A 22,303-nucleotide genomic window follows, 5' to 3' on the forward strand; every position below is an offset into this window, starting at 1 on the left:
GGTCTTTACCCGGGTAACCCATGTCGATTTTCAATCCCTTGCAGGGCGCCCTCCGGCTCTCGGTGGCCAGTGTTGGCCTGTTTTTACTCGGCGCCTGGCACAGTGCCCAGGCGCAACCCCTGCCCAGCGCCGCCGAGCTGCAGCAGCTCGCGCCGAACGCCAGCCTTTCGACCTTGACCCTGGCACTGAGCGCCTACGCCTGCGCCAGCCACAGCGAGGCGGACAAGTTGCTGACGGTGATCGATTACTCCAAGGCCTCGCGTGACAAGCGGCTCTGGGTGTTCGACTTGCGCGCGCGCAAACTGCTGTTCGAGGAATGGGTCGCCCATGGCAAGAACAGCGGCGCCGATGTGCCGACCTTGTTCTCCAATGCCCCGAACAGTTACCAATCCTCCATCGGCCTGTATGAGACCGGCCAGACCTACAGCGGCAAGCACGGCCGCTCGCTGCGCCTGCAGGGGCTTGAGCCGGGGTTCAACGACAACAGCATGTCGCGGGCGATTGTCATGCACGCCGCCGCCTATGCCGACCCCAAGGTCGTGCCCGGCCTGGGGCGCCTGGGGCGCAGCCAGGGCTGCCCTGCCGTGCGGCCGGCCATTGCTGGCAAGCTGATCGACACGCTGCAGCGCGGTAGCTATGTGTTTGCCTACTACCCGCAGCAGGACTGGCTGAAGACGTCGCGCTTCCTCAACGCCCAGAGCTGCCCGCTGGCGGGGCACTCGATCGCCAGCAAATAGCGAGCGAGGCAGCGCGAGGCTGGACATCAACTCGCAATCGGAGCTGTTCGCCCAGTTCATCGGCTGGTTGCGGCGCCCCCTCAGGCATACCCAGTGGTTTCGTGCGGGCAGGGCTTACCAGCGCAGCAGGCGCGGGCCCAGCCACGCGCCGAGCGCAGTTGGCAGCAGCATGCCGAGGACGTACCAAAGGCCCCAGAACGGCACTCCCATCTCCGGGCAGTGCAGGCAGTAGGCCAAGGTGGCCGTCGACCCGGCCAGCAGGCCGCCTGCGGCACCGGCCTGGCGCAAACGGGTGGGTGCCAGGCCGCGCAGGGCCCAGAACACGCTGACCAGCCCCGGCAGCGACAGCAAGGCAATGTTCAGCGCACAGGTGCGCCAGGTGCGGCCGAACAGCAGGTCGGCGCGCGCATCGAGGGGGGCGCCGGCAAGGCTCAGCGCCGCGCCCAGCCACAGCAGCAGCAAGGGCAGGCCAAGCAGCCCCCAGGCCACGCCACCGCGTACGCCCGGCCTGGCCAGCCGGCTGGTCAGCCACAGCCCCAGCGCCGCCAGGCTGCCAGGCAAGGCAACCTTGGCCCAGAACAGCGGGGTGCGCGCCACTTCGGCAAGGTCGCTGCGCACACCGTAAAGGGCCGCAGTCATCAGCACTGCCGCCAGCAGGCCAAGCAGCACGGCCAGCCCCAGGCGCCTGTTCGGCACATTGCGCTGCACCGGGCCTTCACCTGCGGCCAGCAGGCTGATCAGGTCATCGGTTTTCATGCTTGCCTCCAATCAGCCTGGCCAGCGCCTTCAGGCCGCGATGTATGCCCACCTTGACCGCAGAGCTGGAAAGCCCGGTCAGTTGCGCGGTTTCTTCCACCGACAGCCCCTGCAGCTTGACGTGAACGATCGGCAGCCGCTGGCGCGCTGGCAGCTGTTCAAGCAGCCTGGCCAGGTCCCGGCTGGCTTCAGCCGGCTCGGCATCGCTGCTGGCGAACAGCTCGGCGTCGTCATCCAGGGGCGTGCTGTGCGCCTCCAGGCGGGCCCTGCTGCGCAGGTAGTCGACCAGCTTGTAGCGGGCAATGGCCTGCACCCACGCCGTCAACGGCTGTTGCGCCTGGTAAGTATGCCGCGCGTTGTGCACCGCCAGCAGCACTTCTTGCAACAGATCTTCGATCTCGGCAGGGCGCCGGGCCAGGCGCCGGCGCAGAAACGCCCGGATATGCAGTGCCAGGTCCGCAAGGAATGCCCGGTAAGCCTGCGCATCACCCGCCAGGCCTGCCAGCAGCAAGGCTTGCAGCTGGGCTTCGCGCGCATCGAGCAGTGCCTGTGAGTTAGTTCGCTGCATGGGCCGCCTGGGTTACACCGTGGGTGCATTTTCTGTGAGCCCACCGTTGGCGGCCCCCTGGATTGAAACCTTAGGTGGCGGCAGCCGGTTGAGCGAAAAATTTTTCCAGGGCTGTAACCCGATCCGGGCATGCCACGAACTACTCCATGAGCCGCCGGTAAACGTGCCACGGCCACACACCCTGGAGACTTCAGCATGAAAACCTTAGCCCTCGCCACCGCCGCCCTGGCCCTCGCTTCGCTGGCAAGTGCCGCCCTGGCGGCCACCCCCACCCAGCCGGCCGGCAGCGGCGCCGCCATGGAAAAATGCTATGGCGTCGCCATGGCCGGCAAGAACGACTGCAAGGCAGGCGCCGGCACCACCTGCGCAGGTTCTGCCAAGAAAGACTACGACGGCATGCACTGGAAAAACGTCCCGGCAGGCACCTGCACGTCGATCAAGACTCCAGCGGGCATGGGCTCGCTGACTCCGGTCAAGGCCTGAGCAGAGGAGGCCGACCATGAACGGCAATGTAGCGTTGGGCGCCGGGATCGGGCTCAAGGCCGAGCACTACGCCCAGGCCCTCGCGTGCAGCGCCGAGGGGCTCTGGTTCGAGGTTCACCCAGAGAACTACATGGTCGGCGGCCCACGCCTTGCCTGGTTGAGGCGCATCGCCGAGCGCCATCCGCTGTCGCTGCACGGTGTGGCGCTGTCGCTGGCGGCTGATGCCGACCCTGATCCGCTGCACCTGCAACGGTTACGCATGCTGATCGACCAGGTCCGGCCGGTGCTGGTGTCCGAGCACCTGGCCTGGTCGACCTGGCGCGGCGACTATCATCCCGACCTGCTGCCGTTCCCGCGCAGCAGCGAGGCCCTGGCCCGCATCTGCAGCAACATCCAGCGCAGCCAGGACGCGCTCGGACGGCGTATCTCGATCGAGAACCCCAGCCATTACCTGCAGTTGGAAGGGCACGACTGGGATGAGATCGATTTCCTTGCGGAGCTGACCCGGCGCACTGGTTGCGGCTTGCTGCTGGACGTTAACAACGTGTACGTCAGTGCACATAACCTGGGCTTCAGTGCCACCGACTACCTGGACCGTTTTCCGGCGCAGGCCATCAGCGAAATCCACCTGGCGGGCTACAGCCAGGACGCGCAAGCCGGCTTGTTGATCGATTCCCATGATGCGCGTGTTGCCGAGCCCGTCTGGGCGCTTTACCGGCGCCTGATCGCACGGGTCAGCCCGCGCCCGACGCTGCTGGAGCGTGATGGCAATGTTCCGCCGTTCACCGAGCTGCTTGGCGAACGCGCCATGGCCCAGTCGACCCTGATCGGTCCGGGAGTGCAGCCATGCAGCTTACCTTGAGCCAGTACCAGGACGCCTTCGTCGCAGCGTTGCAGGGGCGCCCGGCGCCCGGGCTGGCGGCGCTCACCGAACAGGCGGCGTTCGCGGTGTACCGCAACACGGTGATGGCCGGTTGCGTGGAGGCGCTGTGCGCCAACTTTCCCAGCATCCTGACCCTGGTCGGGCGCCAATGGATGGAAGTGGCTGCAGCGGACTATGCGCGGCAAGTGCCGCCCAGCGATACCCGGCTGATTCACTACGGCGCAGCCTTTGCAGACTACCTTGAGCAGTGGCAGGCGCAACACGGCTTGCCCTACCTGGCCGAAGTCGCCCGGCTGGATGCCTGCTGGAGCGAGGCATTCAGTGCCTTCGATGAACCTTGCCTCGACCTTGCCGAGCTGGCGGGCATGACTGCCAGCGACCTTGCGCGCAGTGTCATGCGCCCCCGTGGCAGCGCCCGCTGGCACTGGTGCGAGCAGCATCCGGCCTACAGCCTCTGGCGCTGCGGCCGCGAGCAACTGGACTGGGCGGACGATCACCCTTGGGCCGGCGAGGGCGTGCTGTTCGTCGGCGGCCCCGAGGGCGTTTGCCATCAACCACTGGAGAAGGGCGGTTGTGCGTTCCTGCAAGCCTGCGCAGCCCGACAGCCCCTTGAACTGGCCTCACAGTTTGCCCAACTCACCCAACCGGACCTGGACTTCACCGACCTGCTCGGCCGGTTGCTCGGCGCACAGGTCTTCTGCCCGCTCAGCTTTGCTTGAGGACACCACCATGGACCGCGTTCACTCCACGCCATTGGCCAGCAACCTGCGGCACACCTGGAACCGGCTTGCCGACACCGTACAACAGCACATTGGTGATACCGTCTTGTGCCTGGTTGCCCGGTTCGGTATTGCCGCGGTGTTCTTCCTTTCCGGGCGCACCAAGGTCGAAGGCTGGCTGACCATCACACCGGGGACCTACGAGCTGTTTCGCACCGAGTACGCGCTGCCGCTGCTGTCCCCCTGGCTGGCGGCGCACCTGGCCACCTACGCCGAACACCTGTTCTCGCTGCTGCTGGTGCTTGGCCTGATGACACGGCTGTCGGCGTTGGCGCTGCTGGGCATGACCACGGTAATCGAAGTGTTCGTCTACCCCGATGCATGGCCCACGCACCTGACCTGGGCGGGTCTACTGCTGCTGTTGATCGCGCGGGGGGCGGGCAGGCTGTCCCTGGACCACCTGCTGAAAGTGCGCTGACCGATGAGTGCCTGCCTCGCGGCGTTACAGCCCGCCGCCGAACGCGTACTGCCGTTCGGCAGAGGCTGCCGCCGGGGAGGAGGGCTCAGTCCGCCATCACTTCGTCCAGAGCCTGCTCAAGGGTGCTGAGCGTGCGCTCGATATTGTGCAGTTTTTCAAGCCCGAACAGCCCAATGCGGAAGGTCTGGAAGTCGGCCGGCTCGTCACATTGCAACGGCACGCCAGCCGCTATCTGAAGGCCGTGCCGGGCAAATTTCTTACCGTTCTTGATGTCGGCGTCATCGGTGTAGCTGACCACTACGCCCGGGGCCTCAAAGCCGGCTGCGGCCACGCTCTTGATGCCTTTGCCGGTCAACATGGCCCGCACCCGATCGCCCAGCGCTTGTTGCTCGCTGCGGACCTTGTCGAAACCGTAGGCTTGCATCTCGTTCATCACGTCGTTGAATCGCGCGAGTGAATCGCTGGGCATGGTCGCGTGGTAGGCATGCCCGCCCTGTTCGTAGGCCTGCATGATCTGCAGCCACTTTTTCAGGTCGCAGGCAAAGCTGCTGCTCTGCGTCTGCTCGATGCGCTCAAGGGCCAACGCACTGAGCATCACCAAGGCGCAGCACGGGGAAGCGCTCCAGCCTTTCTGCGGTGCGCTGATCAGCAGGTCGACTGCACACTTGTGCATGTCGACCCAGAGCGTGCCTGAGGCGATGCAGTCCAGCACGAACAGCCCCCCGACTGCATGCACGGCGTCGCCGACGGCCCGCAGGTAATCGTCGGGCAGGATAATCCCGGAGGAGGTTTCAACGTGGGGGGCGAAGACAATCTGCGGCTTGTGCGCCTGAATGGCCGCCAGCACTTCTTCCAGAGGGGGTGGGGCGTAGGCAGCCTGGCGACCGGTATCGACCGGCCGGGCTTTCAGCACCGTGGTGGCCGCCGGGATGTTGCCCATATCAAGTATCTGGCTCCAGCGATAACTGAACCAGCCGTTGCGTATCACCAGGCATGGCTGGCCGGTGGCAAACTGGCGCGCTACCGATTCCATGCCGAATGTTCCGCTGCCCGGGACTACCGCGACGGCCTGGGCGTTGTAGACCTGCTTCAGGGTCCTGGAGATGTTCTTCATCACGCCTTGAAATGCCTGCGACATATGATTGAGCGAGCGGTCGGTGTAGACCACCGAGTACTCGATCAGCCCCTCTGGATCAATACTGGGATAAAGCTTTGACATGGGGTAATTCCTTCGACAGAGAAGGTTCAGCATAGACCACCGCCTGGCCGCTAAAGGTCTCTTGAACTAAATGGAATTTCCCCTGCAACTGAAGGTGCCGAGGCCGTCATGAGCGTGGCTAAAGGTGCTGTGAAATCAATTCAGTTCCATGCGATCAGACCCACAACCTAGAATGCCCATCAATTGGAGATTATTTAAGTATTCGAGTGAGACGGTCAGCCATGACGAGCACAGACTTCAAGTTTTCCATCAACAGCATCTGTTTCGACGAACACTATCGTCCTGCTGAAACCACGCGTATCACCACCAACTTCGCCAACCTGGCAAGAGGCGCACGCCGTCAGGAAAACCTGCGCAATACGTTGAAGATGATTGACAACCGTTTCAACGCCTTGGCGCATTGGGACAATCCCGAAGGAAATCGATACAGCGTCGAACTTGAGATTATTTCCGTCGAGATGAGCATCGCCGCGCAACGCCGTGATCATGCATTGCCGTTGATTGAAATACTGAAAACCAACGTCGTCGATCGCACCACTGGCGAGCGCGTTGCCAGCATGGTCGGGAACAATTTTTCGTCTTACGTGCGCGACTATGATTTCAGCGTATTACTGTTGGGCCACAATAAAGACCAGGCGGCCTTCAGCACGCCTGAGCACTTTGGTGAACTGCATGGCAAGCTGTTCAAATGCTTCGTCAACTCAGCGGCGTATAAAGAGCAATTTGCCAAGCCACCGGTCATCTGCCTGAGCGTTTCAAGCAGCAAGACGTATCACCGGACTGAAAATCAGCACCCTGTAATGGGCTTTGAATACCTGCAAGATGAGTATTCACTGACGGATGAATACTTCAAGAAAATGGGCTTGAACGTGCGTTACTTCATGCCGCCGAACAGCGTCGCGCCCTTGGCTTTCTATTTTTCCGGTGATCTGCTCGGCGACTACAGCAACCTTGAGTTGATCAGCACCATCAGCACCATGGAAACCTTCCAGAAGATCTATCGGCCGGAAATCTACAATGCCAATTCCGCCGCAGGCAAAGCCTACCAGCCCAGCCTGCAACACCAGGATTACTCATTGACTCGCATTGTCTACGACCGCGAGGAACGTAGCCGGCTGGCCATCGAACAAGGGCGCTTTGTCGAAGAACACTTCATCAAGCCTTACCACGCGGTGCTCGAGCAGTGGTCCGCTGACTACACGCGTTGATTGACAAGGCATACAAGGTTATTTGCGATGAAAAAACTGCTACCTACTTCTACCGCTGGCAGCTTGCCTAAACCCTCTTGGCTCGCGCAGCCGGAAACACTCTGGTCACCCTGGAAGTTGCAAGATGAGGCACTGATCGAAGGCAAACAGGATGCGCTGCGCCTGGCCTTGCAAGAGCAGCAGCACGCCGGCATCGACATCGTCAGTGATGGCGAGCAGACGCGCCAACACTTCGTCACCACGTTCATCGAACATCTGAGCGGTGTTGACTTCGAGCGACGTGAGACGGTCAGGATCCGTGATCGTTATGACGCCAGCGTACCGACGGTGGTGGGTGCTGTTGAGCGTCAAAAGCCAGTATTTGTCGAGGATGCCAGGTTCTTGCGCCAGCAAACCCGGCAGCCGATCAAGTGGGCGCTGCCAGGCCCCATGACCATGATCGATACGCTGTACGACAGCCATTACAAAAGCCGCGAAAAACTGGCCTGGGAATTTGCCAGGATTCTCAACCAGGAGGCCCGGGAGCTGGAGGCTGCCGGCGTTGACATCATCCAGTTCGACGAGCCCGCGTTCAATGTGTTCTTCGACGAGGTGAATGACTGGGGTGTGGCCGCCCTGGAAAGGGCGGTCGAAGGCCTGGAGTGCGAAACGGCCGTGCATATCTGCTATGGCTACGGCATCAAGGCCAACACCGACTGGAAGAAAACCTTGGGTTCGCAGTGGCGGCAATATGAAGAAGCCTTCCCCAAGCTGCAAACGTCCAGCATCGACATCATCTCGCTGGAGTGCCACAACTCCCATGTACCCATGGAGCTGATCGAACTCATCCGTGGCAAGAACGTGATGGTCGGTGCCATTGACGTGGCGAACCACGCGATTGAAACACCTGAGGAAGTCGCCAATACCTTGCGCAAGGCGCTTCAATTCGTCGATGCCGACAAGCTCTATCCGTGCACCAACTGTGGCATGGCGCCGCTACCGCGCCGGGTGGCCAGCGGCAAGCTGAGTGCCTTGAGTGCGGGGGCAGAGATCGTCCGCAAAGAACTCGCGAGCCATTGAAGAACCCGACCGCCAGGAATCAACATGTCACTTCCCAGTACGGCCATCGAGCCATTGCACTTTCGCGAAGCGCTCGGGCACTACGCATCCGGCATTACTGTGATCACGTCGTGGGTCGAGGGCCAGCCAGTCGGCTTCACCTGCCAGTCGTTCTACAGCGTGTCGATGAACCCACCGCTGGTTTCGTTCAGTGTGATGGCAGGCTCGGCCAGTTACCCCGGCATGCGCCAGGCGGGTCGATTCGCGGTCAACATCCTGTCGGGTGAACAGGTCGGCATCTCCAAGCAGTTCGCCCGCAAAGGGACTGACAAGTGGCGTGGCGTTCAATGGCAGCCGTCGCCGTTTGGCAATCCGCTTATTGCGGGCAGCCTGCACTGGCTGGATTGCGAGATTCACGCCGAACACGTTGCCGGGGATCACCTGATCGTAGTAGGTGAGGTGAAGGCGCTGAGCGTGCAAGAAACTGCGGTGACGCAACCCTTGCTGTATTTCAAAGGACAATATTGCAACCTTGCCGCGCTTGGCGCGGCGTGAGGGCTTGCCGGCTTCCCATGATCGATTTGAGACATCTGCGCACCCTGCATGCCTTGCGCGAAACGGACAGCATGCCCGAAGCCGCCGAGCGCCTGCATCTGACCCAGTCGGCGCTGTCGCACCAGTTCCGGGAGCTGGAAAATCGCGTCGGCATGCCGGTGTTCGTGCGCAAGTCCAAACCGGTACGCTTCACCACCGCAGGCCTCAAGGTGCTGCAACTGGCCGACCAGGTGCTGCCGCTGATCCGCACCACGGAGCGCAACCTGAGCAAGCTGGCCAATGGCACGGCCGATCGGCTGCACATCGCGATCGAGTGCCACAGCTGCTACCAATGGTTGATGCCTTCGCTGGACGCGTTTCGCAGCACCTGGCCGGAGGTTGAACTGGACCTGGCATCGGGCCTGGCGTTCGCGCCGTTGCCGGCGCTGCAGCGAGGGGATCTTGACCTGGTGGTGACGTCCGACCCGCTGGCCTTGCCCGGGATCACCTACGTGCCGCTGTTCGGCTATGAGGCCATGCTGGCCATCGACAAGCATCATGCCCTGCGCGAAAAGGCGTATGTGGAACCTGCCGACATCGCCAGCCAGACGCTGATCACCTACCCGATCGAGCGCAATCGCCTGGACATCTTCACCGGCTTCCTCGACCCGGCTGACATCGAGCCGGCCCAGGTACGCACGGCAGAAATGACCGTGATGATGATGCAGTTGGTGGCCAGCGGCCGTGGCGTGTGCTGCCTGCCGAACTGGGCGGTGCACGAGTACACCACCCGCGGCTATGTGATCGCCAGGCGCCTGGGCGAGAAAGGCTTGCAGGCGACGCTGTTCGCGGCGGTGCGCAGCGACATGCTCGCTGTGCCGTACATGAGTGACTTCCTGCTCACTGCAAAAGACATTTCCTTTACGACGCTGGAAGGCGTCAATGCGGTGTCAGGCCCCACTGCCTGACATTCGCTGCCGTTGGGCAACCTCAGAAGTGATATTTGACCAGGGCGCTTGCGGTGTTCTGATCGGTGGTGAAGCCTTTGGAGTCCCTGATGCCGTATTTGTCCGACCAGTAGTCATATTCCAGGCCCACGTACAGGTGCTTGGCCTCGTAGCCCATGGCCTTGCCAAGGTCGTACTTGAGCTGCGGGTTGAAGTGCAGGTTGGCGTGGTAGTCCGACTGATTGCGGTGGCTGGCGCTGGCGTCCTTGTTGTTGACGACCCAGTCCATGAAACCGTCGAACAGGATGTCCGAGTTGCCGACGGGGATCGTGATGGCCCAGGCCGGCGTCACCTGCCACGCGCCGGAGGGCACGCGATTGCCGTCGGGCTTGCGGTAGTAGACGTTCAGCTGGAAGTAATCGAAGCCAGGTATGGCCAGGTCGACGGCCGGGCCGAGCAGGTAAGCCTCGACATCACCCTCGCCGAACTCGTAGGTACTGGCGATCAGCACATCCTTGATCGGGCCGAACGACAGGTCGCTGCCGGTGATCTTGCCCAGCGACAGGCGCGGGCTGAACTCGCCGTAATAGCTGCTCTTGCCGTTGTTGGCGCTGTCCTTGCCGTTGTAGTTGATCTGGTCGACGAAGAGCCAGATGTCGCCCCACGTCCAGTTGCTGGCACTCTCGAAGGTGAAGGTTTGCTGGATGGGCGGGTCGACCTTGTAGTTCTTGCCCCAGAGATACGTCAGACTTTCGTTGTGCCAGAGCAGCGGCCCGTCGTTGACGACTGGCCCTGGCGCCAGGTCCTTTCCGCCTGCGAGGGCCTGCCCGGCCGCCAGCAGGCCACTCGCGATCAGCAGGCAAGCCAGGGTACGTTCCATGTTCATGTTCCTCACATTGCGATTTCAGGCACTTATTCAGTAGTTTGCCTGGCGGTGGCTGTCAAATTTCCGCAGGCCCTCTCAGCTCGCCGCCGAATCGAGCGCGTCACGCAGTTGGGCAACGCCTTCGAGCGCCAGCGCCTGGGCGGAATAACACAAGCCGATGCGTCGCCGCAGGTCCAGCTGTGGCAATGCTTCTACGTGCACACCGCGGTGTTCGGCTGCCCGTGATTCGGAGACGATGGCCGTGCCCAGCCCGGCTGCGACCGCTTCGGCCCGGTGGATGCGATCATCAACAACGCCGGGGTGATGCTGCTGGGCAGCATCGCTACCCAGGATCCTGGGGAATGGGACCGCATGCTCGACATCAATGCGCGTGGCCTGCTCAACGGCATCCATGCCGTGGTTGCCGGCATGGTCGAGCGCAAGCAAGGCACCCTCATCAACGTCAGCTCTGTTGCCGGGCGCAAAACGTTCCCCAACCATGTCGCTTACGTCGGTACCCAGTTCGCCGTCAGCGGGCTGTCCGAGAACCTGCGCGAAGAACTGTCGCCGAGCAATGTGCGGGTGATCACCATCGAGCCGGGCGCGGTGGAGACCGAACTGCTCAGCCACGCCAGCGATGAGGCCATCAAGGCGGGCCACGACAGCTCGAAACAAGGCATGGGCGGCGTGCTGACCGCCGACAACATCGCTGAAGTGATCGACTTCGCCTATGGCCAGCCGCAATCGGTATGCATCAGGGAGATCGTGGTCTGTGCCACGCGCCAGCAGCAATAACGGCGCACGCTTCAGAAAACCACTGAGCGCCGATGCTCCGCAGTCGCCACCACCTTGCCACGCTTGAGCACCATCAGCCGTGCCGGCAGATCAAGTATCACATCGCTGACCGCCTGCGTGTCCACCAGCACCAGGTCAGCGTCCTTGCCCACTTCCAGGCCATAGTTGCGCAACCCCAAGGCCCGGGCCGGGCGGGTCGTGAGCATCGGCAGCACCGTGGCCTGGTCATCGGCGCCGCCCAGGTGGCAGGCCGGGATGGCGAGTTGCGCGATGTGCAGCAAGTCGCCCGTGCCATACGGGGTGAACGCATTGCGAATGTTGTTGGTGGCCAGGCAGACGTTCACGCCGCCATCGCGCAACGCCCGCACCGGGGTCAGTGTGCGCCTTACGTTATGGCTGTCGCCACGGGCACCCAGGTGCAGGTCGGTGGCTGGCAGGCACATCACACTGATGTCGGCTTCGCGCAGCAGTTCGATGATGCGCGCTTGCCGGTCGGGCTCGACCGCGGCCAGGCTGGTCAGGTGGCCGACGCAGACGCGGCCGTGATAGCCCTCGGCGATGGTGCGCCGGGCCACATACTCGATGGTCATCTGCTCGGCGTCATCGGCGAAGTCCTGGTGGAAGTCGATGTCCTTGCCGTAGCGTTTGGCCAGTTCGAAGACGAAATCGATGTGATCGAAAGGTGAATCGTCGTTGTAGGGAATACCGCCGACGACATCGGCGCCTTTCTCCATGGCCTCGACCATCATGGCCTGCATGCCCGGCAGTTTCAGGATGCCCTCCTGGGGGAACGCGACCACCTGGATGTCGATGACGTCGCGGAACCTTTCGCGCAGCTCGAGCACCACGTCGAGCCCCGTAAAGCCCTGTGCCGGGTCGAACTCGGCATGGGCGCGGACATGGCTGCTGCCCGCCTGCACGAGGGCGCGCAGGACCTGGGTCGAGCGCTCGAGGATGTCTTCGCGGGTCAGTGTCGGCTTGAGCGCGGCGGTCACCGCGATCGCTTCCTTCAGGGTGCCGGAGCGATTGGCCTTGCGCTGCATGACGTTGGCCTTTTCCAGGTGCAGGTGGCCTTCGACGAACCCCGGAATCAGCACGTTGCCGTTGCCCTCGACTTCCTGCGCAGCACGGGCGGCAATCGCCGGGGCGATCTGGGCGATCTTGCCATTGTGCACGGCCACGTCCAGCAAGGGTTGCGCATCATCGATGCGCACGTTTCGAAAGATGATATCCATGGGCGTTGCTCCTCACGTCAGCTCGGGCCCACCGCCCTCGGGCGGTGAGCCGTTTACAGCAGGATCAGAACGGCTTGGTCGGCAGGTACTTGCCATCCAGGGTGATGACGGCACGGGAGCCGCCTTCCGGATCGTCGACCTTCTTCACGTCCAGCTTGAAGTTGATGGCGCTGATGATGCCGTCGCCGAACTTCTCGTGGACCAGCGCTTTCAGGGTGGTGCCGTACACCTGCAGCATCTCGTAGAAGCGGTAGATGGTCGGGTCGGTCGGCACGCCGTTTTCCATGCAACCGCGTACCGGGATGGTCTGCAGCAGGGCGATGCCGTCAACGTCGAGGCCGAGCTTTTCGCCTACCACCTTGGCGGCATCGGCGGGCAGTGGGTGCTGGCCGAGCAGGGCGGCGGTGACGAAGGCTTCGGACAGGCCGGTGCCCTCGGTGATCTGGGCATAAGACAGGTCCTTGCGGGCCTTGGCCATGAGGATGACTTCGGTCAGGGCCTGGCGAGCACTTTGGGTAGCGTGCGAGTGGATCATGGGGGTATCTCCTTGGGTGGAAATTGCGGTCAGGCAACGTGCCTGGCTTGATGGGAAACGGCACATACGTCGGGGTTGGCGGCGAGTGACACAAAGCTGCCGCTGCGGCCATCGAAGGCATCGATGCGGCCGCTTTCGATGTCGTAGATCCAGCCGTGCAGGGTCACGCGGCCTTCTTCAAGGGCCAGGCGCACTGACGGGTGGGTCTGGATATTGGCCAGTTGGGCGATAACGTTCTCGCGCACCATGGCCGCGACCTTGGTCGGCTGGTCGGGGTGCTGGCGGGCTTCGTTGACCACCCGCGCGGAGTCGGCGTAGCGCAGCCAGCCGGCTACGGCGGGCATGTGCTCCAGGCACTTGCAGGTGGCGATGGCGGTCATGGCGCCGCAGTCCGAGTGGCCGCAGATCACGATGTCGGCCACCTGCAGCGCCGCGACGGCGTATTCGACCGAAGCCGATACACCACCTGGCTCAGGGCCGTAGGAGGGCACGATGTTGCCGGCGTTGCGGATGACGAACAGGTCGCCGGGCTCGCGCTGGGTCACCAGTTCCGGTACCAGGCGGCTGTCGGAGCAGGAAATGAACAGTGCCCTTGGGCGTTGTTGGGTGGCCAGGTCCTTGAACAGCTTGACCCGCTCGGGGAAGGCGTCGCGCTGGAACCTCAGGAAACCGTCGATGATGTCTTTCATGGCTGCTGCCTCAATGTCGCGGTGTGTTGGAGCAGAGATTACGGAGCGCATGGCATAAGGTAAAAGTCTCATTTATGATTGGGTCCATCAGATTAGCTTATGTGAGTTGCCATGCTTGCCCGACACATCCAGTACTTCCTCGCCGTGGCGCAACACCACAGCTTCACCCGCGCCGCAACGGCCCTGCATGTGTCGCAGCCGGCACTGTCGCAGCAGGTCCGGCAGCTGGAGGAAAGCCTTGGCGCGCAACTGTTTGATCGCTCGGGGCGTAGCACACGGCTGACCGATGCCGGGGAGGTCTACCTGCGTTACGCACGACGGGCCGCGCAGGAACTGGAGCAAGCCAAGCGTGCAATTCATGACGTCAGCGACCTCAGCCGCGGCCTGCTGCGGGTGGCCGTGACGCCAACGTTCACCTCTTACCTGGTCGGCCCCTTGGTCGAGGCGTTCCATGCTCGTTATGCGAACATCACCCTGAACGTGCGTGAAATGTCCCAGGAGCGCATGGAAGCAATGCTGCTTGCAGACGAGCTGGACCTGGGGATCGCATTCGAGGACGTTCAGGCGCAGGACATCGAGGCCAGCCCGTTACTGGTCGAGACCTTGGCGTTGGTGGTCAACCGCCGGCACCCCTTGGCCAAGGCAACAGGTATCGGGCTGCAAGCGCTGAGCACTGAATCATTGATCGTGCTCAGCGGGGAGTTCGCCACCCGCGAACAGATCGACCGTTTCTTCCAGCAACATGGCATTCACCCACAGGTGCGGATGGAGGCCAACACCATCAGTGCAGTGATCGAGATCGTGCGCCGTACGTCCCTGTCGACCTTGCTGCCTGCAACCATTGCCCTTGCCAATGAAGACCTGGTTGCCATTGCACTCGAACCGATCCGTTTGCAGCGCACGGCGGTATTGATGCAGCGCAGGGGCGGTTATCAGCGTGCAACCGCCCGCGCATTCATCGAACTGGCTGCAGAGGTGGCAGCGGCGCTGGAAAAGTGAAAGGCGTGCGCGCAACAGGCCGATGGTCAGCTGCGGCGTGGGCTCAAACGGTCTGCTTTGCCCTTGCTGCGAAGCGCAAGGCCAGCGGCAGCGCCAGTGCCCAGACCGGCGCCAGGACCAGCGCGGTTTCCAGGCGCCCCAGTGGCAGGTCGACACCGGCCAGCCGGGCGCCGGCCAGGTAAGCCAACGGGCCCCCGAACATGCCCAGCAACACCGCGCGCCACGCTGGCCGGGCAAACCCTGCCAGGCTGTGGCGCATGCCACTGGCCAACACAAGCCACAGCAGTGCCAGCCAGGGCGGCAGCGGCCACTGGCCGAAGCTGAATACGCCGAGCATTCCCAAGGTGCTGTCCAGCAGGCAGCCAACCAACGCTATTGCCAGCAGCACGCGCCACTCACCGCCGGGGCTCAGGCGCAGGTGCAGCAGCAGGCCGGCCAGCACGACCAGCAACAGCCAGGGCCTGTGCGCCCCCAATACACAAAGCCACCAGCCGGCCTGCAGCCACAGCGCATTGCCGAGCAGCCAGCCACGGCGGCCCATGTTCAGGCGCCCGGTAGCGGCGCCCGTCGCGCCTTGGGCCCGGCCCACAGCATCTGTGCCACGCCGATGGTCCGTTCCTCGAAGCCGCCCTGGCAATAGCACAGGTAGAACTCCCACAGACGCTGGAAGGCCTCGTCGTAACCAAGCCTGATCAGCTCTGTGCACGAGTGGCGCAGGTTGTCGCGCCAATGGCGCAGGGTGCGTGCATAGTCCTGGCCGAAGTCCTCGAGGTGCACAAGGTTCAGCGCCGTCTGGCGGCTGGCGGTGTCGAGCAGCACGCTCAGCGAGGGCAGCGCGCCGCCGGGGAAGATGTAGCGCTGAATGAAGTCCACCGAGCGCCGGGCCTGGGCATAGCGTTGGTCGCGGATGGTGATGGCTTGCAGCAGCATCAGGCCATCGTCCTTGAGCAGCGAAGCGCACTGGCGGAAGTAGGTGGGCAGGTAACGGTGACCGACGGCCTCGATCATCTCGATGGACACCAGCTTGTCGAAGCGCCCACGCAGGTCGCGGTAGTCCTCGTGCAGTACGGTGACATGCCGTTCCAGGCCCAGCGCCTTGACCCGCTGCAAGGTGTGGGCGTGCTGCGCGGCGGAGAGGGTGGTGGTGGTGACCCGGCAGCCATGCTGCACGGCGGCATGGATGGCCAGGCTGCCCCAGCCGCTGCCGATTTCCAGCAGGTGATCGTCGGGCTTGAGTTCGAGCTTCTCGCAGATAAGCCGGAGCTTGTTTATCTGAGCCTGCTCCAGGCTTTGTTCGGCACTGTCGAAGCGCGCAGCGGAATACATCATGGTCGGATCAAGCAACCGTTCGAACAGGGCATTGCCCAAGTCGTAGTGGGCCAGGATGTTGCGCCGCGCACCGCGTCGGCTGTTGTGGTTGAAGCGGTGCAGCAGGCGCAGGGCCGGGCGCGCCAGGCGGGCCAGGCCGCCCTCCATGGCGTCCAGCACGTCGAGGTTGGCGACGAACAGCCGGGTCACCGCGGCCAGGTCAGGGCTGCGCCAGTAGCCATGGATATAGCCTTCGCCGGCGCCGATCGAGCCATTGCCGGCCACCAGGCCCCAGGCGGCATCGTCAACGATCTCCACCTCGGCGCACAGTGGGCTGGCGAGGTCGCCGAAGGTCCATTGCCGGCCCCGGCTGATCAGGCGCAGCTGGCCGTGGCTCAACTGGCTCAGCTGCGCCAGCACCGCATGCCTGGCCAGGCCGCCGAGCAGCGGAGCAATGCTGGCTGATTTGCTAACGCTCAAGGTCGGTTCGGACATGGTCTGGCTCCTCGTGGATGGCTTGGCCTGGCGCCAGGTCGTGCTGGCTGGCGATGTGGTCGTATACGGGTGTGCGTTTGAGCAGCAGGCGCAGGGCTTGCCAGTAGATGCCGGTGACGGTGCGCAGGCTCATCCACGGGAAGGCCAGGATGTGGCGTTGCACGTTGGCGCGGTCGAGCGGCTGGCGTTGCAGGGCGAGGTCGGCGTCGAACACCTTCTGCCCGGCGCGCCAGTTTTCCATGTGCACGTGTACACGTTGCGCATCGAGGGCGAAGCGCAGCCGGTAGTCCATGTCCATCGGCATGAACGGCGAGACGTGGAAGGCCTTGGCCACGGCAAATGGCTGGGCCAGGTTGCCTTGCACCGGCAGCACATAGTGAAAGCGCTCGCGCCAGGGGGTGTTGCGCACCTCCAGCAGCACGGCCGCCACCTGCCCTTGGCAGTCGTGGCAGAAGTAGACGCTTACCGGGTTGAACGACAGCCCCCAGCAGCGTGGTTGCGTCAGCAGGTGAATGGCACCTTGGGGCACCTGCCCGGTGGCCTGGCCAACCAGCAGGCGTGCGGCCTCGACCAGGGGCATGCCCTGGCGGGTCAATGCGGGCAGGTAGTCGCTTTCGCGCCAGCACAACGGCGCCAGGCGCGAGCGCCCAAGCCAGCGGGACAGGCCCAGCAGGCGCGGCAGCTCGTCGAGGTCCAGATAGAACATGCCGACGCGGTAACGGAACGCGTGGTGCCCGGGCGTCAAGCGCCGGTGGCTGAGCCAGCCGTGGCACAGGCTGCTGTTCACAGCTGTTCTCCAAAGTGGCTGGCGACGGTCAGCGCGCTGAGCACGCCATCTTCGTGAAAACCGTTGGCCCAGTAGGCGCCGCAGTAGTAGCTGTGCAGCGGGCCCTGCAGTTCGGCCTGACGGGCCTGGGCGGCCACGGCGGCGAGGCTGTACTGCGGATGCGCGTACTCGAAGCGGGCGAGTATTTGCGTGGGGTCCACCAGCGCGGTCTGATTGAGGCTGACGCAAAAGGTGACCGGCGCCTGGATGCCTTGCAGGATGTTCATGTTGTAGGTAACGGCAGCGGGTGCCTGTTCGCTGCCGCCCAGGCGGTAGTTCCAGCTGGCCCAGGCCCTGCGCCGCTGGGGCAGCAGGCGGGTATCGGTGTGCAGCACCACGTCGTTGCTGGCGTAGTGGATGGCGCCGAGGATGGCCTGTTCGTGCTCGCTGGGGGCGTCCAGCAGCGCCAGGGCCTGGTCGCTGTGGCAGGCGAACACCACCTTGTCGAAGCGTTCGCTGCCGCCTGCCCAGGCCACGTCCACGCCTTCGTCGTCGCGGCTGACCCGTTGCACCGGACAACTCAGGCGGATGCGTTCGGCAAAGGGCCGGCACAGCGGCGCCAGGTAGCTGCGTGAACCGCCCTCGATCACCCGCCATTGCGGGCGCTGGTTGACCGACAGCAGGCCATGGTTGCGGCAGAAGCGCACGAAGAACTGCAGCGGGAACTGCAGCATGTCGGCCCGTGACATCGACCAGATGGCCGAACCCATGGGCACGATGTAGTGGTCGATGAAGCGTTGGCCGTAGCGGTTGTCGCGCAGGTAATGGCCCAGGGTGGTCGCGCCATCGATACGCTGTTGGTCGAGGTCGGCCGGCGCCTGGCGGTTGAAGCGCAGCACATCGCCCAGCATGCCCCAGAAGCCTGGCGACAGCAGGTTGCTGCGCTGGGCAAACAGGCTGCGCAGGTTGTGCCCGTTGTACTCGAAACCCGTACGCGGGTCGTGCACCGAAAAGCTCATCTCGGTGATCCGCGAGGCGACGCCCAGGTGTTCCAGCAGGCGAATGAAGTGCGGGTAGGTCCAGTTGTTGAAGACGATGAAACCGGTGTCCACCGCATAGTGCTGGCCGTGCCAGTGCACATCGACGGTATGGGTATGCCCACCGACCCGGTCCGCCGCTTCGAACAGCGTGACGGTATGCCGGCGGGACAGCAGGTGGGCGCAGGTGAGGCCGGCGATGCCGCTGCCGATGATGGCGATATGCATGGCTCAGCCCTGGGGTTGACGCGCCAGGCGCTGGCCCAGCTTCAGGCGCCAGCGTGCCGGCAGTGCGCCGAGCAGGCGCAGCAACAGGATGAAGGTGGCGGGGAAGGTGATCTCCAATGGGCGGCGTGGCAGGCGCGCAGCAATGTACCCGGCGGCGCGCTCGGCGCTCCATAGCTGCGGCATGGGGAAGTCGTTGCGGCGCGTCAGCGGGGTATCGACGAAGCCGGGGCTGACCAGGGTGACATCGATGCCTTCGCTGGCAAGGTCCAGACGCAGCGACTCGACCAGGTAGCGCAGCGCTGCCTTGGACGCGCCGTAGGCACCGGCCCGTGGCAGCGCCAGCCAGCTGACCGAGCTGCCCATGACCACCAGGTGCGGGCGTTTGCCGCGGCGCAGCAAGGGCAGGGCGGCCGCCAGGCAATGGCTGGTGCCGATCAGGTTGGTGCGGACCACCCGCTCGACCAGGGCCGGGTCGAACTGCCCCGGCTCCAGGTACTCGCAGGTGCCGGCATTCAGGATCACCAGGTCCAGCGAACCCCAGGCCTGTTCGATCTGCGCGGCGATGCGTGCCACCTGCTCAGGTTGGTCGACATCGCCGACCGCCAGCAGGACCTGGCCGGCAAAGCGTGCGGCCAGCTCCGCCAGGCTGTCTGCCTGGCGCGCCCCAAGCGCTACCTGGTGGCCTTGCTCCAGCAGGCGCAGCGCCAGTACCGCACCGATGCCGCTGCTGGCACCGGTCAGCCAGCAGCGGCTCATGCCAGCCTGCTCTTGAGCCAGCGAACCGCCCGGCCCATGACGGGAACATGCTCATACAGCAACGCGCCGGCATCGAAGTAGTCCTGATGAAAGTGAACCCGCCCGCGCCAGCGCAGATGGCTGCAGCCTTGCAAGCTGATCGGCTGCCCGCCGGCCAGGCGTGGGTGGCGGTAGTGCAGGGTCCAGCGGATGTAGCCGTGGCCCGGCTGTGGTTCGTCAAGGCCCTCGAAGGTGTAGCGAACCTCGGCCACGTTGGCATAAAGCTGCGCGAAATAGCCACGCAAGGCTGTGAGCCCGCTGATCTGATGGAGCGGGTCGCGAAAGGTGACATCCTCGCTGTACAAGTCGCCAAGCTGGTCAAGATTGTGTGCACCCAGCGTGGCAAAGCGTTCGGTGAAGTGCTGCAGGTAGTTGGACATGCACAATACCTGTACAAAATTAGGCTGATGTACAAGGTATAGTGCAGGTATCCGGATAACGCTATACAGAAGAGAATTTCTGTACAGCTTTATTACTCGGCATTCATCTGGCCTTCAACCGTACGGAGGCGCTGGCAGTTCGGCCAGGAGCCTTTTCAGGCCGTCGCTCCATTGCCTGCGAATCTGCTGGTAGTAAGCATCGTCGGCGCTGATGCGTTGGCGCGCATGCACCTCCAGGCTGTTCTTGCGGTACACCAGCAGGTCCAGCGGCATGCCTACTGACAGGTTGCTGCGAATGGTCGAGTCGAAGGAAATCAGGCCGCAGCGCAGCGCTTCGTCCAGGGGCGTGTGGTAGCGCAGGTTGCGGTCGAGAATCGGCCGGCCGTACTTGCTTTCGCCCAGTTGCAGGAAGGGGGTATCTGCCGTGGCCTGGAAGAAGTTGCCCTGTGCGTAGACGTTGAAGATGGCCATGGGCCCGCCAGCAATCTGACCGCCGACGATGAACGAACAGCTCAGGTCGATGCCGGCAGTCAGCTTGCTGCGGTCGCGGCTGACCACCTCGCGCAGGGTGTCGGCGACCAGCACCGTGGCGTCGTACAGCGTGGCAACATTCAGCAGGTGCGGGCCAGGGCCGTGGGTACGTTGCTGGAGCAGGTTCACCACCGACTGCGAGGTCGCCAGGTTGCCGGCAGTCTGCAGGACGATCAGGCGCTCGCCCGGCAGGCTGAACACGAACAACTTGGCAAAGGTCGATATCTGGTCGATACCGGCATTGGTGCGTGAGTCGCTGATGAAGACCAGCCCGTCCGCCAGGTGCATGGCGACACAGTAAGTCATGCGGGTTCCCTTGTTATCGCTGTCAACGGATGCAGCGCCGGTCACTGGCGGTGCACATGGACGCTGGCCTGCATCGACTCGGCGCCGCCACCCCGGCGCACGCCCCTGACCGGGCAGGCATCGAGGTAGTCCAGGCCCACGGCTAGCTTAAGGTGACGCTCTGGCCGTGTGAGGCGGTTGGTGATGTCAAAGCTGTACCAGGCGTCGTCGACCCAGGCCTCGGCCCAGGCGTGGCTGGCCAGGTGCTGCTCGTCCTCGGTGCACAGGTAACCGGAGACGTAGCGCGCCGGTATGCCCAGGCTGCGAGCGCAGGCCAGGAAGGCGTGGGTGTGGTCCTGGCAGACCCCGGCAGCACCGTTGAACGCTTCGATGGCGGTGGTGCCCACTGAGGTGCTGCCCGGGCGGTACGGCATGTGCTCGGCCAGGCCTTGCATCAGCCCGATCAGCGCAGCGCGGTCGCGGTGGGCGCCGCAGTGGCGGCTGGCAAAGGCCTTGAGTGTGTCGTCGGCCTGGGTCAGGTGGCTGCCGCGCAGGAACGGCAGCGGTGATTGTTCACCGGCCTCCTGCTCGTGTGCCGGGTCGATTTCCACCTGGCCGCTGGCGGTCAGTGCCAGGTGGCCATGGGGCTTGTCCAGGGTCAGTACATGCAGGATGTTGCCATACGGGTCGATCTGGCCCTTCACCTTGCTGGGCAGGTCCAGGTGCCATTCGTGGATGCGCTGGCGTTGGCTGCTGCGTGGTGTCAGGCGCAGGAACTGGATGCTGTTGCAGACGTCGCTGGCGTAGCTGTAGGTGGTGTCGTGGCGAATGGACAGTTTCATACGACCTCCAGGTAGGAGTGATGGACCGCCTGGCCCAGTTGGTTGATGCGCCCGAGGAAGTCGGTCAGCCATGGGTGCAGGCCTGCTTCGAGGATTTCGTCGACTGCGGTGTAGCGCAGGCGTGCATTGAGTTCGGCGGCCATGCGTTGGGCAGCGCGGCCGGTGCTGCCCGGCAGGCTGGCCAGGATCTGGTCCAGTTCCTCGATGCAGGCATGCAGCGAGCGCGGCACGTCCACCCGCAGCAACAGCAGCTCGGACACCGGCCGGGCACTGGGTGCGGCGCGATAGAGTTCGTTGAAGGCTTCGTACGAGGTCAGCGCGCGCAGCAAGGCGCTCCACTGGTAATAGCCGCGGGCAGAGTCGTCGCTGACTTCTTCGGAGGCTTCGCCAAACATCTCATAACGTGCATCGAGCAGGCGCAGGGTGTTGTCCGCCCGCTCCAGAAAGGTCCCCAGGCGGATGAAACTGTAGGCATCGTTACGCATGATGGTGCCCGATGTCGCCCCGCGGAACAGGTGCGAGCGTTCCTTGACCCAGTCGCAGAACTGGCTGATGCCATACCGGCCCAGGCCGTTGCTGGCGATGTTGCGCATCTCGATCCAGGTGGCGTTGATGTTCTCCCACATGTCGGCGGTGATGCGGCCACGTACCGCATGGGCATTGGTCCTGGCCGCCTGCAGGCAGCAATAGAGGCTGCTCGGGTTGGTCGCGTCGAGGGCGAAGAAGTGCAGCATGCGCTCGGTGTCGAGCGTGGTGTGCCGGCGGCGGTAGTCATCCAGCGTTCCGGAGGCCAGCAGCGACATGGCCAGCTCGGCATGGCCGTCGCTGCGCCCGGCCTGGGGCATCAGCGACAGCGAATAACTGACCTCGAGCATGCGCGCGAGGTTTTCTGCACGTTCCAGATAGCGCGACATCCAGTACAGGTCGGAAGCGGTTCTCGAAAGCATG

The 22,303-nt window shown here is 63.8% G+C and carries 27 protein-coding genes and 1 pseudogene; 11 read left to right on the forward strand and 17 right to left on the reverse strand.

Features of this window, described 5'->3' with window-relative positions; translation table 11 throughout:
- The first annotated feature begins 20 nt into the window (after positions 1-20).
- Positions 21-737, forward strand: coding sequence for a murein L,D-transpeptidase catalytic domain family protein (locus H040_RS22955; RefSeq protein ID WP_027918786.1), 717 nt, complete (start codon positions 21-23; stop codon positions 735-737).
- A 114-nt stretch (positions 738-851) separates the two neighbouring features.
- Here H040_RS22955 and H040_RS22960 read toward each other — a convergent pair whose 3' ends face one another.
- Positions 852-1,493, reverse strand: a complete 642-nt coding sequence (locus H040_RS22960; RefSeq protein ID WP_027918785.1) for a DUF1109 domain-containing protein — start codon at positions 1,491-1,493, stop codon at positions 852-854.
- Complete coding sequence (locus tag H040_RS22965) at positions 1,480-2,061, reverse strand: sigma-70 family RNA polymerase sigma factor (RefSeq protein ID WP_027918784.1); 582 nt, start codon at positions 2,059-2,061, stop codon at positions 1,480-1,482. Before H040_RS22965 ends, H040_RS22960 begins: the two co-directional genes overlap by 14 nt.
- A 195-nt stretch (positions 2,062-2,256) precedes the next feature.
- On the opposite strand from H040_RS22965, the gene H040_RS22970 reads away from it, so the two are divergent.
- The 4 genes from H040_RS22970 to H040_RS22985 are packed head-to-tail and all read left to right on the forward strand — an operon-like array spanning position 2,257 to position 4,624.
- Positions 2,257-2,544, forward strand: coding sequence for a BufA1 family periplasmic bufferin-type metallophore (locus tag H040_RS22970; protein ID WP_027918783.1), 288 nt, complete (start codon positions 2,257-2,259; stop codon positions 2,542-2,544).
- A 16-nt stretch (positions 2,545-2,560) separates the two neighbouring features.
- Complete coding sequence (bufB, locus tag H040_RS22975) at positions 2,561-3,406, forward strand: MNIO family bufferin maturase (protein ID WP_027918782.1); 846 nt, start codon at positions 2,561-2,563, stop codon at positions 3,404-3,406.
- Positions 3,391-4,146, forward strand: a complete 756-nt coding sequence (locus H040_RS22980) for an HvfC/BufC N-terminal domain-containing protein (protein WP_027918781.1) — start codon at positions 3,391-3,393, stop codon at positions 4,144-4,146. Before bufB ends, H040_RS22980 begins: the two co-directional genes overlap by 16 nt.
- A 10-nt stretch (positions 4,147-4,156) precedes the next feature.
- On the forward strand, positions 4,157-4,624 hold the full coding sequence (locus H040_RS22985; protein ID WP_027918780.1) for a DoxX family protein: 468 nt from the start codon (positions 4,157-4,159) through the stop codon (positions 4,622-4,624).
- Positions 4,625-4,709: 85 nt separating this feature from the next.
- Here the strand turns inward: H040_RS22985 and H040_RS22990 are convergent, their stop codons facing one another.
- Positions 4,710-5,843 carry an aminotransferase class V-fold PLP-dependent enzyme gene (locus H040_RS22990; RefSeq protein WP_027918779.1) on the reverse strand — a complete coding sequence of 378 codons (1,134 nt, stop codon included), beginning with the start codon at positions 5,841-5,843 and terminating at the stop codon, positions 4,710-4,712.
- Positions 5,844-6,064: 221 nt separating this feature from the next.
- Here H040_RS22990 and H040_RS22995 point away from each other — a divergent pair, with 221 nt between their 5' ends.
- Genes H040_RS22995 through H040_RS23010 form a run of 4 tightly spaced genes read left to right on the forward strand, consistent with a single transcriptional unit; the run spans position 6,065 to position 9,591 of the window.
- Positions 6,065-7,051: a DUF1852 domain-containing protein gene (locus H040_RS22995; RefSeq protein ID WP_027918778.1), complete on the forward strand. Its 987-nt coding sequence runs from the start codon at positions 6,065-6,067 to the stop codon at positions 7,049-7,051.
- 27 nt (positions 7,052-7,078) lie between these two features.
- Entirely contained in the window at positions 7,079-8,110 is a 1,032-nt protein-coding gene (locus tag H040_RS23000; RefSeq protein ID WP_027918777.1) for a methionine synthase, read from the forward strand.
- 24 nt (positions 8,111-8,134) lie between these two features.
- Positions 8,135-8,644, forward strand: a complete 510-nt coding sequence (locus H040_RS23005) for a flavin reductase family protein (RefSeq protein WP_027918776.1) — start codon at positions 8,135-8,137, stop codon at positions 8,642-8,644.
- Between the two features lie 17 nt (positions 8,645-8,661).
- Positions 8,662-9,591 (forward strand): LysR family transcriptional regulator, encoded by a 930-nt coding sequence (locus H040_RS23010; protein WP_027918775.1) that lies wholly within the window; start codon positions 8,662-8,664, stop codon positions 9,589-9,591.
- A 22-nt stretch (positions 9,592-9,613) separates the two neighbouring features.
- Here the strand turns inward: H040_RS23010 and H040_RS23015 are convergent, their stop codons facing one another.
- Both H040_RS23015 and H040_RS23020 read right to left on the reverse strand, forming a co-directional pair.
- Positions 9,614-10,450 carry an outer membrane protein OmpK gene (locus H040_RS23015; RefSeq protein ID WP_027918774.1) on the reverse strand — a complete coding sequence of 279 codons (837 nt, stop codon included), beginning with the start codon at positions 10,448-10,450 and terminating at the stop codon, positions 9,614-9,616.
- An 81-nt stretch (positions 10,451-10,531) separates the two neighbouring features.
- Positions 10,532-10,657 (reverse strand): hypothetical protein, encoded by a 126-nt coding sequence (locus H040_RS23020; RefSeq protein WP_256208062.1) that lies wholly within the window; start codon positions 10,655-10,657, stop codon positions 10,532-10,534.
- A gap of 60 nt (positions 10,658-10,717) precedes the next feature.
- Here H040_RS23020 and H040_RS23025 point away from each other — a divergent pair.
- Positions 10,718-11,230 (forward strand): annotated as a pseudogene (locus H040_RS23025) (SDR family oxidoreductase); the annotation flags it as partial.
- A gap of 11 nt (positions 11,231-11,241) precedes the next feature.
- Here the strand turns inward: H040_RS23025 and H040_RS23030 are convergent.
- The 3 genes from H040_RS23030 to H040_RS23040 all read right to left on the reverse strand — a co-directional run bounded on the left by H040_RS23030 (position 11,242) and on the right by H040_RS23040 (position 13,689).
- Positions 11,242-12,465, reverse strand: coding sequence for an amidohydrolase family protein (locus H040_RS23030; protein ID WP_027918773.1), 1,224 nt, complete (start codon positions 12,463-12,465; stop codon positions 11,242-11,244).
- Positions 12,466-12,529: 64 nt separating this feature from the next.
- On the reverse strand, positions 12,530-13,000 hold the full coding sequence (gene cynS / locus H040_RS23035; protein ID WP_027918772.1) for a cyanase: 471 nt from the start codon (positions 12,998-13,000) through the stop codon (positions 12,530-12,532).
- A 29-nt stretch (positions 13,001-13,029) separates the two neighbouring features.
- Positions 13,030-13,689, reverse strand: a complete 660-nt coding sequence (locus tag H040_RS23040; protein ID WP_027918771.1) for a carbonic anhydrase — start codon at positions 13,687-13,689, stop codon at positions 13,030-13,032.
- Positions 13,690-13,800: 111 nt separating this feature from the next.
- Between H040_RS23040 and cynR the strand changes: the two genes are divergently transcribed.
- Entirely contained in the window at positions 13,801-14,688 is an 888-nt protein-coding gene (cynR, locus tag H040_RS23045) for a transcriptional regulator CynR (RefSeq protein WP_027918770.1), read from the forward strand.
- A 43-nt stretch (positions 14,689-14,731) separates the two neighbouring features.
- Here the strand turns inward: cynR and H040_RS23050 are convergent, their stop codons facing one another.
- The 9 genes from H040_RS23050 to H040_RS23090 all read right to left on the reverse strand — a co-directional run bounded on the left by H040_RS23050 (position 14,732) and on the right by H040_RS23090 (position 22,302).
- Positions 14,732-15,229 (reverse strand): DUF2878 domain-containing protein, encoded by a 498-nt coding sequence (locus H040_RS23050; RefSeq protein ID WP_027918769.1) that lies wholly within the window; start codon positions 15,227-15,229, stop codon positions 14,732-14,734.
- Positions 15,230-15,231: 2 nt separating this feature from the next.
- A complete protein-coding gene (locus tag H040_RS23055; RefSeq protein ID WP_027918768.1) occupies positions 15,232-16,491 on the reverse strand; it encodes an SAM-dependent methyltransferase in 1,260 nt (419 codons plus the stop codon).
- Positions 16,466-17,278 carry a DUF1365 domain-containing protein gene (locus tag H040_RS23060; protein WP_027918823.1) on the reverse strand — a complete coding sequence of 271 codons (813 nt, stop codon included), beginning with the start codon at positions 17,276-17,278 and terminating at the stop codon, positions 16,466-16,468. The genes H040_RS23055 and H040_RS23060 overlap by 26 nt, the downstream gene beginning before the upstream one ends.
- Positions 17,275-18,522, reverse strand: coding sequence for an NAD(P)/FAD-dependent oxidoreductase (locus H040_RS23065; protein ID WP_027918767.1), 1,248 nt, complete (start codon positions 18,520-18,522; stop codon positions 17,275-17,277). The genes H040_RS23060 and H040_RS23065 overlap by 4 nt, the downstream gene beginning before the upstream one ends.
- Before the next feature lie 3 nt (positions 18,523-18,525).
- Positions 18,526-19,278, reverse strand: a complete 753-nt coding sequence (locus H040_RS23070; RefSeq protein ID WP_027918766.1) for an SDR family NAD(P)-dependent oxidoreductase — start codon at positions 19,276-19,278, stop codon at positions 18,526-18,528.
- Positions 19,275-19,697, reverse strand: a complete 423-nt coding sequence (locus tag H040_RS23075) for a nuclear transport factor 2 family protein (protein WP_027918765.1) — start codon at positions 19,695-19,697, stop codon at positions 19,275-19,277. The genes H040_RS23070 and H040_RS23075 overlap by 4 nt, the downstream gene beginning before the upstream one ends.
- A gap of 114 nt (positions 19,698-19,811) precedes the next feature.
- Positions 19,812-20,534 carry a proteasome-type protease gene (locus H040_RS23080; protein WP_027918764.1) on the reverse strand — a complete coding sequence of 241 codons (723 nt, stop codon included), beginning with the start codon at positions 20,532-20,534 and terminating at the stop codon, positions 19,812-19,814.
- 41 nt (positions 20,535-20,575) lie between these two features.
- Entirely contained in the window at positions 20,576-21,355 is a 780-nt protein-coding gene (locus H040_RS23085) for a transglutaminase family protein (RefSeq protein ID WP_027918763.1), read from the reverse strand.
- Positions 21,352-22,302 carry an alpha-E domain-containing protein gene (locus tag H040_RS23090; protein ID WP_027918762.1) on the reverse strand — a complete coding sequence of 317 codons (951 nt, stop codon included), beginning with the start codon at positions 22,300-22,302 and terminating at the stop codon, positions 21,352-21,354. Before H040_RS23090 ends, H040_RS23085 begins: the two co-directional genes overlap by 4 nt.
- Between the last annotated feature and the right edge of the window lies 1 nt (position 22,303).

This window comes from Pseudomonas sp. URMO17WK12:I7, assembly GCF_003269045.1.
In the GTDB taxonomy this organism is placed as follows: Bacteria; Pseudomonadota; Gammaproteobacteria; order Pseudomonadales; family Pseudomonadaceae; genus Aquipseudomonas; species Aquipseudomonas putida_J.

Bases quoted from the DNA above. Each gene is read 5' to 3' on its own strand.
- H040_RS22955 (WP_027918786.1), top strand. From the start codon at position 21: ATGTCGATTTTCAATCCCTTGCAGGGCGCCCTCCGGCTCTCGGTGGCC.
- H040_RS23075 (WP_027918765.1), bottom strand. From the start codon at position 19,697: ATGTCCAACTACCTGCAGCACTTCACCGAACGCTTTGCCACGCTGGGT.
- H040_RS23085 (WP_027918763.1), bottom strand. From the start codon at position 21,355: ATGAAACTGTCCATTCGCCACGACACCACCTACAGCTACGCCAGCGAC.
- H040_RS23005 (WP_027918776.1), top strand. From the start codon at position 8,135: ATGTCACTTCCCAGTACGGCCATCGAGCCATTGCACTTTCGCGAAGCG.
- H040_RS23080 (WP_027918764.1), bottom strand. From the start codon at position 20,534: ATGACTTACTGTGTCGCCATGCACCTGGCGGACGGGCTGGTCTTCATC.
- H040_RS23040 (WP_027918771.1), bottom strand. From the start codon at position 13,689: ATGAAAGACATCATCGACGGTTTCCTGAGGTTCCAGCGCGACGCCTTC.
- H040_RS22960 (WP_027918785.1), bottom strand. From the start codon at position 1,493: ATGAAAACCGATGACCTGATCAGCCTGCTGGCCGCAGGTGAAGGCCCG.
- H040_RS23090 (WP_027918762.1), bottom strand. From the start codon at position 22,302: ATGCTTTCGAGAACCGCTTCCGACCTGTACTGGATGTCGCGCTATCTG.
- H040_RS22990 (WP_027918779.1), bottom strand. From the start codon at position 5,843: ATGTCAAAGCTTTATCCCAGTATTGATCCAGAGGGGCTGATCGAGTAC.
- cynR (WP_027918770.1), top strand. From the start codon at position 13,801: ATGCTTGCCCGACACATCCAGTACTTCCTCGCCGTGGCGCAACACCAC.
- H040_RS23015 (WP_027918774.1), bottom strand. From the start codon at position 10,450: ATGGAACGTACCCTGGCTTGCCTGCTGATCGCGAGTGGCCTGCTGGCG.
- H040_RS22995 (WP_027918778.1), top strand. From the start codon at position 6,065: ATGACGAGCACAGACTTCAAGTTTTCCATCAACAGCATCTGTTTCGAC.
- H040_RS22970 (WP_027918783.1), top strand. From the start codon at position 2,257: ATGAAAACCTTAGCCCTCGCCACCGCCGCCCTGGCCCTCGCTTCGCTG.
- H040_RS23030 (WP_027918773.1), bottom strand. From the start codon at position 12,465: ATGGATATCATCTTTCGAAACGTGCGCATCGATGATGCGCAACCCTTG.
- H040_RS23010 (WP_027918775.1), top strand. From the start codon at position 8,662: ATGATCGATTTGAGACATCTGCGCACCCTGCATGCCTTGCGCGAAACG.
- H040_RS23065 (WP_027918767.1), bottom strand. From the start codon at position 18,522: ATGCATATCGCCATCATCGGCAGCGGCATCGCCGGCCTCACCTGCGCC.
- H040_RS23050 (WP_027918769.1), bottom strand. From the start codon at position 15,229: ATGGGCCGCCGTGGCTGGCTGCTCGGCAATGCGCTGTGGCTGCAGGCC.
- H040_RS22985 (WP_027918780.1), top strand. From the start codon at position 4,157: ATGGACCGCGTTCACTCCACGCCATTGGCCAGCAACCTGCGGCACACC.
- H040_RS23055 (WP_027918768.1), bottom strand. From the start codon at position 16,491: ATGTCCGAACCGACCTTGAGCGTTAGCAAATCAGCCAGCATTGCTCCG.
- H040_RS22965 (WP_027918784.1), bottom strand. From the start codon at position 2,061: ATGCAGCGAACTAACTCACAGGCACTGCTCGATGCGCGCGAAGCCCAG.
- H040_RS23070 (WP_027918766.1), bottom strand. From the start codon at position 19,278: ATGAGCCGCTGCTGGCTGACCGGTGCCAGCAGCGGCATCGGTGCGGTA.
- H040_RS23000 (WP_027918777.1), top strand. From the start codon at position 7,079: ATGAAAAAACTGCTACCTACTTCTACCGCTGGCAGCTTGCCTAAACCC.
- bufB (WP_027918782.1), top strand. From the start codon at position 2,561: ATGAACGGCAATGTAGCGTTGGGCGCCGGGATCGGGCTCAAGGCCGAG.
- H040_RS22980 (WP_027918781.1), top strand. From the start codon at position 3,391: ATGCAGCTTACCTTGAGCCAGTACCAGGACGCCTTCGTCGCAGCGTTG.
- cynS (WP_027918772.1), bottom strand. From the start codon at position 13,000: ATGATCCACTCGCACGCTACCCAAAGTGCTCGCCAGGCCCTGACCGAA.